Below are 9,050 nucleotides of genomic sequence, written 5' to 3' on the forward strand. Positions count from 1 at the left end.
CATCGGTCGCGAAAAAGAAATTGAGCGAGTTATTCAAATTTTGAGCCGTCGCACTAAAAATAATCCGGTGCTGATCGGTGAGCCGGGGGTAGGTAAAACAGCGATTGCGGAAGGCCTTGAGCAACGCATTGTGTCAGGTAATGTGCCCGAAATTTTGAGAAATCGTAAAATTATTTCGCTGAACATGTCATCTGCGGTCGCGGGTACTAAATACCGTGGAGAATTTGAAGAACGCTTGAAAAAAATTATTGACGAAGTGCGTAAACATGAAGAGTGGATTTTATTTATTGATGAATTACATACCTTAATCGGTGCGGGTAAAACGGAAGGCGCCATGGATGCGGCCAATATTATGAAGCCTGCTTTAGCGCGCGGAGAATTGCAATGCATCGGTGCGACTACGTTGGACGAGTATAAAAAACATATCGAAAAAGACGCCGCTTTGGAACGTCGTTTCCAGCCGGTTTTAGTCGGTGAACCGACTGAAGAAGATGCGGAACGGATTTTATTGGGATTACGGGATCGCTATGAAGGGTTCCATAAAGCTAAAATTACAGATGAAGCGATTCATGCCGCAGTCCAACTTTCGTCTCGCTATATCTCAGATCGTTTCTTACCGGATAAGGCAATCGACGTAATGGATGAAGCAGCGGCCAAAGTACGTATTGCGGCCGCGGCTACACCTCCCGACATCAAATCGAAAGAAGAAGAGCTTAATAAGGTGTTGAAAGAAAAGGAAGAAGCAGTAACATCGCAGGAATATGAACGTGCCGCTCAATTGCGCGATCGCGAACACGAGTTGCAGGATGAATTGAATAAAATTAAATCCGGCTGGAATAAAGGGGATGCCGATAATTTAGTCGTCAATAAGTCGGATATTGAAGAAGTCGTCGCAAGCTGGACCGGTATTCCGTTAAAACAAATGCAGCTGGAAGAAACCGAACGATTGTTGCATTTGGAAGAAGATTTACACGCACGTGTTGTAGGGCAGGAGGATGCTGTACAGGCGGTTGCAAAAGCCATTCGTCGTGCCCGCGCAGGGTTGAAAGATCCGAAACGGCCGATCGGTTCATTCCTGTTTCTCGGACCGACCGGTGTCGGTAAAACCGAACTGGCACGCACACTGGCAGAAAATCTGTTCGGAGACGAGAATTCCTTGATTCGTTTGGATATGTCCGAGTACATGGAAAAACATACCGTTTCCCGGCTTGTCGGGGCGCCTCCCGGCTACGTCGGTTATGAAGAAGGCGGTCAGCTGACAGATGCGGTACGTCGTCGTCCGTATAGTGTTATTTTGCTGGACGAAGTGGAAAAAGCGCACGCTGATTTCTTCAACATCCTTTTACAGGTATTGGACGACGGGCGGCTGACGGACAGTCAGGGACGTACTGTCGATTTCCGTAATACCGTAATTATTATGACCAGTAACTTAGGATCACGGCGCTTACAGAATGATTCCGCGGAAATGGGCTTTTTGGTAGGAAAAAACAACGATACTTCAAACGAACGAATTGCCCAAACGTCACGCAAAGAAATCATGGACGAAGTAAAACGCTTTTTCCGTCCGGAGTTTTTAAATCGAATTGATGATATCATTATTTTCCACCCGCTGGAAAAAAAGGACTTGGAACATATCATCGATATTATGCTGGCAAAAATGAACCGTCGCCTGAGCGAACAGAAAATGACGGTCGAGGTAACGCCGGGGGCCAAGGATTTTCTGATTACGAAAGGCAGCGATACCCAATATGGAGCACGACCGCTGAAGCGTGCGATTCGGAAATTTATTGAAGATCCGATTGCCGAACAGATTTTAGCCGGAAATTTGAAGCTGGGCGATACCGTTGTAGCAGACAAAAATGATGATGATACATTGCACTTTACACCGAAGTCAGCAATGAAAAACAGTTCAGATACGGAAACGTCGGATACACCTTCTGAGAGTGAAGAAAAATAGCAAAAAGCCGGTAGATTTTCTACCGGCTTTTTGCTATTTCAACCACACGTCAGCTATGCTAGACTAAAGAGAAGAAAAGAGGAATGTAATGGCGAAAAATAAAACTGTATTTTATTGCACGGAATGCGGCGCGCAAACGTTGCGTTGGAGCGGTCAATGCATGCAGTGCGGTGCGTGGAATACGCTTGAGGAACGCGTGGTGAATACTAAAAACTCGCATTCGGTGAACACATCACCGGACACGCGTGCATTACGTTTCAGCGAAGTCGACGTAGATGCTACCCGACGTTGGCCGATCGGTGATCGTGAATGGGACAGAACATTAGGGGGCGGTATTGTTCCGGGGAGTTTGATCCTACTCGGCGGAGATCCGGGCGTCGGCAAATCCACGCTGATTTTGCAAGTAGCGACTACGCTTGCGGAAAGTCACTCCGTCTTATACGCCAGCGGCGAAGAGTCTGCATCTCAAGTATTACTACGGGCGCAACGCCTGGGAATACCGACTGGCAATTGTTATCTTCTTTCCATGACTGATTTGGAACAGGTGCTGGCCGAAGCGAAACGGCTGGAGACAGATATTCTTGTTATTGATTCCATTCAAACGATGCAGATGTCGGATGCTGATGGCATAGTGGGCAGTGTCAGCCAAGTCAAAGAATGTACGCAGGCACTGTTGCATTTCGCAAAAGAGAGCGGTACGGCGGTCATTATTATCGGTCATGTTACCAAGGAAGGGAATATTGCCGGGCCGCGTCTTTTGGAGCATATGGTCGATACGGTTCTGTATTTGGAAGGAGAAGCAGGGCATCCGCTGCGTGTTTTACGTGCTGCCAAAAACCGTTTCGGGGATACCGCGGAAAGCGGTGTGTTCAGTATGCAGAGAGAGGGCCTTTCCGCAGTCAGTGATTTGTCACGCATGTTGCTCGCCGATCGTAGTGAAGCGCAAATCGGCACGGTAGTGTTCGCCGGTTTGGAAGGAATCCGTCCGCTTTTGGCCGAGGTGCAGGCATTGACCAATCCTACTGCGTTCGGATATGCAAAACGTACGGCCGTCGGGTATGATCAAAACCGATTAACGGTGCTGTTGGCAGTTCTTGCGAAACACGCAGGAGTCGGTGTAGCCGAGCAAGATGTGTATGTCAACGTCGCAGGTGGCTTGCGTATTACCGAGCCGGCAATTGATTTGGCCGTGGCATTGGCGATTTTCTCCGTGCTGTACAATAGCCCGGTTTCCCCGCAAACGGCGGCGATTGGTGAGGTCGGTTTAACCGGGGATGTCAGGCGGGTGCCGCAAATCGAAAAGCGCTTGCAGGAACTTTCTAAAATGGGCTTTCAAACCGTTTTCTTGCCGGCGGCCAATTATGCGGCATTGAAAGAAAAGCCGGATCATTTACAATTAGTTCCTTTGAAGCATTTAAGAGAGTTACGGCAGAGAATTTTAAAATAATCCTGATTTGTAGTCATAATATCACTGTGCTATGATAATATTTATGCGGAAGGTGGTGAAACTATGATCGAAAAGCTACTGCGCTTTTTGTTTATTGGACTTTTTATTATTCTTGGCGTAGTACTTGCCAATCAACTTCACCCGTATTTGGCGGATTCGGCATTTTTCGGGATTGCATTTTGGCAGTGGGGCGTTTTCGGTGTCACATTGCTTTGGTTGTGCACCATTCTTTTGGGGGCACTTCTAGGATACGTTGTCGGTAATGTAGCCGCTCCGTATTTGTTCCGAAAATTGCGCGCGTTTACCGCTTGGGGCGAACGTACGATTACCGGGATTTCCTCGCTTGACTTGATTCTGGGGATTCTCGGACTTTTTCTCGGACTTATTATTGCGAATTTGCTTGGCTTAGCATTTAACAATTTACCGCTGATAGGACCGTATATTCCGATTGTGCTGAGCATTGTTTTGGGATACATGGGAATTTATTTGGCGATCGGACAAAAAAATCAGCTTAGCGCTATTATTGCCAATTGGCGTCAGGGGCGGGATAAAGAACCGAAAGAAGCAAATTCCGGTCCTTACGGCAAGATTTTGGACACCAGCGTGATTATTGATGGACGTATTGCCGATATCGCAAAGACGGGTTTTTTAGAAGGACCATTGATTGTACCTGTCTTCGTATTAGAAGAGTTGCAATATATCGCCGATTCCTCGGATGTCTTAAAGCGTAATCGCGGTCGCCGTGGACTCGATATTTTAAACGAGATGCAAAAGCGCAAAATTATTGAAGTCAAAATTGTGACAGAAGATTTTGATGAACAAACGGAAGTGGATGCAAAATTAATTCAACTCGGCTTGGCGCATAGGGCAACCGTGATAACAAATGATTACAATTTAAATAAAGTAGCGGAATTGCAAGGCGTTCACGTTTTAAACATTAATGACTTAGCGAATGCGGTCAAACCCGTCGTCATTCCCGGAGAGCAACTTCTCGTGCAAATCGTCAAGCAGGGCAAAGAAGAGGGGCAAGGGGTGGCCTATTTGGATGACGGCACGATGATTGTTATCGAAAATGGCAAATCGCAAATCGGCAATAATGTTTTTGTGATAGTTACCTCGGTATTGCAAACTTCAGCGGGGAAAATGATTTTTGCTCGATATGAAGCGCAGCAAGGAGGGTCATGACAAGTATTATCGTAGTGGCCGCGGGAAGCGGTCGACGCGTTGGTGCCGATTGTAACAAACTGCTGTTGCCGGTAGGCGGTCGTCCTCTTTTGGCGCATACGCTTTTGGCTGTCAGCAACGCTCAATGCTGTGATGAAATTGTTATTGCAGTACACGCGGGTGAAGAAGATATCGTTCAAAAACTGGTGAATGATTTATTACCGGAGGTTCCGGTAACCCTGGTTACCGGGCGAGATACACGGCAGGAATCGGTGCAGGCGGCTCTGGAAGCCGTCGACCCAGCGGCGGAATTTATCTTAATCCATGACGGTGCACGTCCTTATGTCACACCGGAAGATATTGATGCGGTAGCAGCGGCTCTCAGCAGTGCCAATGGAGCACTGTTGGTGCAATCCGTGCAAGACACCGTTAAGTACAAGGATTCGCAAACACGTCGCATTACGACGATCCCGCGAGACGATATTTATTTGGCACTCACACCGCAAGGATTTCGGAGTGAGACGCTTGATAAGATGTATCGGCAAGAACAATCCGTCCTTCAAAAAGCGACTGATGATGCGAGTTTGTTGGAGTTGATGGGAGAAAATCCCGTATTGGTGGTAGCACAATCGCCAAATAAAAAAATTACGACGTGGAAAGATTACCTTTCATTTCAAGAGTTCGTTGCGCAATCGGGGGTTGTTCGCACCGGTAGCGGGTATGATATTCATCGCACTAAACCGGGGAATGCAGTAACACTTTGCGGTGTGAGAATTCCGGCGCCGTTTGCATTGGAAGGCCATTCGGATGCCGACTGCGCCTTGCACGCATTGACGGATGCGTTGCTAGCGGCAGCGGGCAAGCCGGATATAGGGACGTATTTTCCCGATACCGATGAACAATATCGCGGTATCCAAAGCGGTATGCTGTTGCAAAGAGCTGTACAGGAACTGCTTGCCGACGGATTTTTTCTGCAAAATGTAACGATTACCATTATTGCGCAGGCGCCTAAATTACAGAAATATATTTCCGCCTGTATTACAAATCTTGCTCAATTGTTGTGTTTACCTGATACACGCATTGCCGTGCATGCGACAACCCATGAAAAATTAGGACCAATCGGTGAGCAAAAGGGAATTGCGGCAATGGCCAGTGCCACTATTATAGAAAGGATGAATAATAAATGACAGAACCAGTACGTGTGCGTTTTGCACCCAGTCCGACAGGTCCGTTCCATATCGGCGGCGCGCGCTCGGCATTATTTAATTGGTTGTTGGCAAAGAACACCAATGGACGCCTTATTTTGCGTATCGAGGATACGGATTTGGAGCGCTCGACACGGGAGTCGGAAGAGAATATCAAAGCGGCATTACGTTGGTTAGGAATTACCTGGGATGAAGGCGTCGATGTCGGCGGTCCGGAAGAACCGTATCGTCAAAGTGAACGTTTGGACATCTATCGCCGGTATACCGAACAGCTGTTAAAAGAGGGTAAAGCATATCGTTGCTACTGTACCGCCGAGGAACTGGAAGCTTCTCGCCAAAAGCAGCTTGACGAAGGTAAAACGCCGATCTACGACGGTCATTGTGCCCATTTAACCCCCGAACAGGAAGAAACGTATAAAAAAGAAGGGCGCGTACCGACTATTCGTTTACGTTGCCCGCAAAATGAAACACTTGCTTTTGAGGATTTAGTACGTGGTCACGTCAGTTTTGAATCCAACGGCGTCGGTGACTTTATCATTGTTAAATCGGACGGTATGCCGGTTTACAACTATGGTGTCGTGATCGATGATGCTCGTATGCAGATCACGCATGTCATTCGCGCTGAAGAACACTTATCCAACACGCCGCGTCAGTTGGTGATTTATCGCGCGCTTGGATTTAAAGAGCCGAAGTTTGGCCATATTTCTTTGATCCTAGGCAAGGATCACAAGAAAATGAGCAAACGCCACGGTGCGACGGCGGTAGAGCAGTACAAAAATATGGGCTACCTGCCGGAAGCGATCATCAACTTCTTAGCCTTATTGGGCTGGTCGAGTACCGAGGAAAAAGAAATCTATTCGGTGGAAGAATTGATTCAACAATTCTCTATGGATCATGTTTCGAAAAATCCGGCGGTATTTGATATCGATAAGCTGAACTGGATCAATTTTCATTATATGCAAAACCTGTCTACGGATGAATTGGTGGATATACTGTTGCCGCAATTGCAAAAAGCGGGGTTTGTTTCGGCAGATGCCGGCGTGGAAGATCGTGCTAAGATTGCAGAGATCGGTGAACTTTATCGCAAACATCTGTCTTATGGTGAACAGATCATCGAACTTGCGCGTCCTTTGTATGAAGCGGCGCCGGAACTGACAGAAGAAATGCAGGGGGTACTCGCGCAGGATACCAGCAAGACCGTTTTGGAAGCGTATCGTGCGAAGTTGGAAAGTGCGCCGGAAGATACGGCTGAATATTACAAAACTGCGATTAAAGAAGTACAAAAAGAAACCGGTATTAAAGGCAAAGACCTTTACATGCCGTTACGCATTGCTCTGATCGGTGCAATGCACGGTCCGGATATTGGCGGACTCGTGCACAGCATGGGTAAAAGGGAAGCGATGTCCCGACTTTCGCAAAAGCAATGATAGCAAGCTGTTTGGCTGAAAAGAAAACACGGTGAGTGCTCACCGTGTTTTTTCTTTTGTAAAATATTTGACTTAAAATACATGATTGTGTATAATTATAAAAAATATTTCAAGGGTGGTGAAATTCGTTTTAGAGATCAGGAAAACCAATAGTATATATTTTATTGACGCAAGGCGATAAAGGAGTGAGCGTTATGAAACAATGGTGGAAATGGATAGCTCTGTGTATAGCGGTATTAGCAGTGGCCGGTTGTGGTGGGACAAAATCGGATGCGCCGCAGTCCACTACATGGAAAGTGGGAACCAATGCCACGTTCGTACCGTTTGAATACACCGACGATTCGCATCAATTAAGCGGTTTTGATATTGAATTGTTTAATGCGATCGCTAAAAAAGCGGGCATGCAGGTAGAATACAAAAATATTTCATTTGACGGTTTGATTCCTGCTTTGGGAACGCAACAAATTGATGCTGCGGTTTCAGGGATGACGATTACCAAAGCTCGTGCCGAAAAAGTAGACTTCAGCTTCCCTTATTATCAATCCGGCTTAGGTGTCTTGACGAAAGACGGCACAGCAGTGGAGGACCTTTCCGAATTGAGCGGGAAGAAAGTAGCGGTGCAATTGGGTACGACGGCGGCAGAAAAAGCGTCTGAAATTTCCAATATTGAATTACGGACTTTTGATAACAATTCCGAATCATTACTGGAACTTACAAAAGGCGGCGTAGATGCTGTAATCGCTGACTTGCCGGTGCTGCAATACTATCTGGCAACAAAAAAAGACAGTGTAGCTAAACTAAGCGTAATTGAAAGCAAGGAGCCGGAATATTTCGGTATCGCAGTGAAAAAAGGTAATAAAGAAGTGAAAGATAAAATTAATGCAGCGCTGCAGGAACTTAAAAAAGACGGTACCTTGGATGCGCTGTATCAAAAATATTTCAACCAGGACGCACCGGTCATGCCGGAGAAGTAAACTTGAAATTTTCAGAATGATTACGTAAAATAAACATATTAAAAGAAGGGGAGCGTGAACGGAATGGCAAAAAAATGGACACAATTGTTAATGCTGGTCATTTGCTCGTTGGCGTTGTTGATCTCCGGTTGCGGCGGTAACGATGCGGATAAGGGTGGCGCAGCAGGTGGAGACAAAGTATTACGGGTAGGTGCGGAAACGACATTCCCGCCATTTGAATTCGCGGATGAGAAAGGCAATTATAGTGGATTCGATTTGGATTTGATCCATGCGATTGCGGCAGATCTCGGTTACAAAGTCGAATTCAAGAGCATGGGCTTTGATGCGTTGATTCCGGCGTTGAACAGTAAGCAGATTGATGTTATTATTTCAGCGATGTCGATTACAGATGAACGTAAAAATGTCGTTTTATTCAGTGATCCGTACTACAAATCCGGCGTTGCGATTGTCACCAATAAAGCGAACCAGGAGATTCAAGGCAAAGCGGATCTCGAAGGTAAGACCATTGCTTGTCAAATCGGCAATACCGGTTCCATGTTGGCCTCGGAAATTCCGAATGCCAAGGTAATTAATTTTGATGGAGCCAATCAGGCATTTCTGCAGTTGAAAAACGGCGGTGCCGATGCGGTCATGATCGACTTGCCGGTAGCACAGGATTACATGAAGAAAGATGCGGATAAAGCGTTTCAAGTCGTAGGGGACGTTTTGGAAGCGGAAGATTACGGTATTGCGGTTAGCAAAGAGAATCAAGAATTGATGAAAAAAATCAACGCTTCGCTCAAGAAACTCAAAGACAATGGTGAATATCAAAAAATTTATGAAAAATGGTTTGGTACGCAGAAATAACGATACGTTAGTAAAAGAACCGTCTGCCAG

7 protein-coding genes are annotated in these 9,050 nt (G+C 46.3%); all 7 read left to right on the forward strand.

Going from position 1 to position 9,050, the window contains the following annotated elements; all coding sequences use genetic code 11:
* Nucleotides 1–1,957, forward strand: a 1,957-nt coding sequence (locus tag KH813_RS04930) for an ATP-dependent Clp protease ATP-binding subunit (RefSeq protein WP_303993981.1), incomplete at its 5' end; no start/stop codon positions are given.
* Between the two features lie 88 nt (nt 1,958–2,045).
* Nucleotides 2,046–3,404 (forward strand): DNA repair protein RadA, encoded by a 1,359-nt coding sequence (radA, locus tag KH813_RS04935; protein ID WP_303993984.1) that lies wholly within the window; start codon nt 2,046–2,048, stop codon nt 3,402–3,404.
* A 63-nt stretch (nt 3,405–3,467) separates the two neighbouring features.
* Nucleotides 3,468–4,589 carry a PIN/TRAM domain-containing protein gene (locus KH813_RS04940; RefSeq protein WP_303993987.1) on the forward strand — a complete coding sequence of 374 codons (1,122 nt, stop codon included), beginning with the start codon at nt 3,468–3,470 and terminating at the stop codon, nt 4,587–4,589.
* The gene (gene ispD / locus KH813_RS04945; RefSeq protein WP_303993990.1) at nt 4,586–5,755 is read left to right on the forward strand and encodes a 2-C-methyl-D-erythritol 4-phosphate cytidylyltransferase; all 1,170 of its coding nucleotides are present in this window, start codon (nt 4,586–4,588) and stop codon (nt 5,753–5,755) included. Before KH813_RS04940 ends, ispD begins: the two co-directional genes overlap by 4 nt.
* Nucleotides 5,752–7,200 carry a glutamate--tRNA ligase gene (gene gltX, locus KH813_RS04950; protein WP_303993993.1) on the forward strand — a complete coding sequence of 483 codons (1,449 nt, stop codon included), beginning with the start codon at nt 5,752–5,754 and terminating at the stop codon, nt 7,198–7,200. The genes ispD and gltX overlap by 4 nt, the downstream gene beginning before the upstream one ends.
* A gap of 194 nt (nt 7,201–7,394) precedes the next feature.
* Nucleotides 7,395–8,174: a basic amino acid ABC transporter substrate-binding protein gene (locus KH813_RS04955; protein ID WP_303993996.1), complete on the forward strand. Its 780-nt coding sequence runs from the start codon at nt 7,395–7,397 to the stop codon at nt 8,172–8,174.
* A gap of 63 nt (nt 8,175–8,237) precedes the next feature.
* Complete coding sequence (locus KH813_RS04960; protein ID WP_303993999.1) at nt 8,238–9,020, forward strand: basic amino acid ABC transporter substrate-binding protein; 783 nt, start codon at nt 8,238–8,240, stop codon at nt 9,018–9,020.
* Nucleotides 9,021–9,050 lie beyond the last annotated feature (30 nt).

The sequence above is a fragment of the Negativicoccus succinicivorans genome (assembly GCF_018373335.1).
Classification (GTDB): domain Bacteria; phylum Bacillota; class Negativicutes; order Veillonellales; family Negativicoccaceae; genus Negativicoccus; species Negativicoccus succinicivorans_A.

Excerpts from the sequence above, each read along its gene's own strand:
- ispD (WP_303993990.1), top strand. The coding sequence starts at position 4,586 with ATGACAAGTATTATCGTAGTGGCCGCGGGAAGCGGTCGACGCGTTGGT.
- KH813_RS04940 (WP_303993987.1), top strand. The coding sequence starts at position 3,468 with ATGATCGAAAAGCTACTGCGCTTTTTGTTTATTGGACTTTTTATTATT.
- KH813_RS04960 (WP_303993999.1), top strand. The coding sequence starts at position 8,238 with ATGGCAAAAAAATGGACACAATTGTTAATGCTGGTCATTTGCTCGTTG.
- KH813_RS04955 (WP_303993996.1), top strand. The coding sequence starts at position 7,395 with ATGAAACAATGGTGGAAATGGATAGCTCTGTGTATAGCGGTATTAGCA.
- gltX (WP_303993993.1), top strand. The coding sequence starts at position 5,752 with ATGACAGAACCAGTACGTGTGCGTTTTGCACCCAGTCCGACAGGTCCG.
- radA (WP_303993984.1), top strand. The coding sequence starts at position 2,046 with ATGGCGAAAAATAAAACTGTATTTTATTGCACGGAATGCGGCGCGCAA.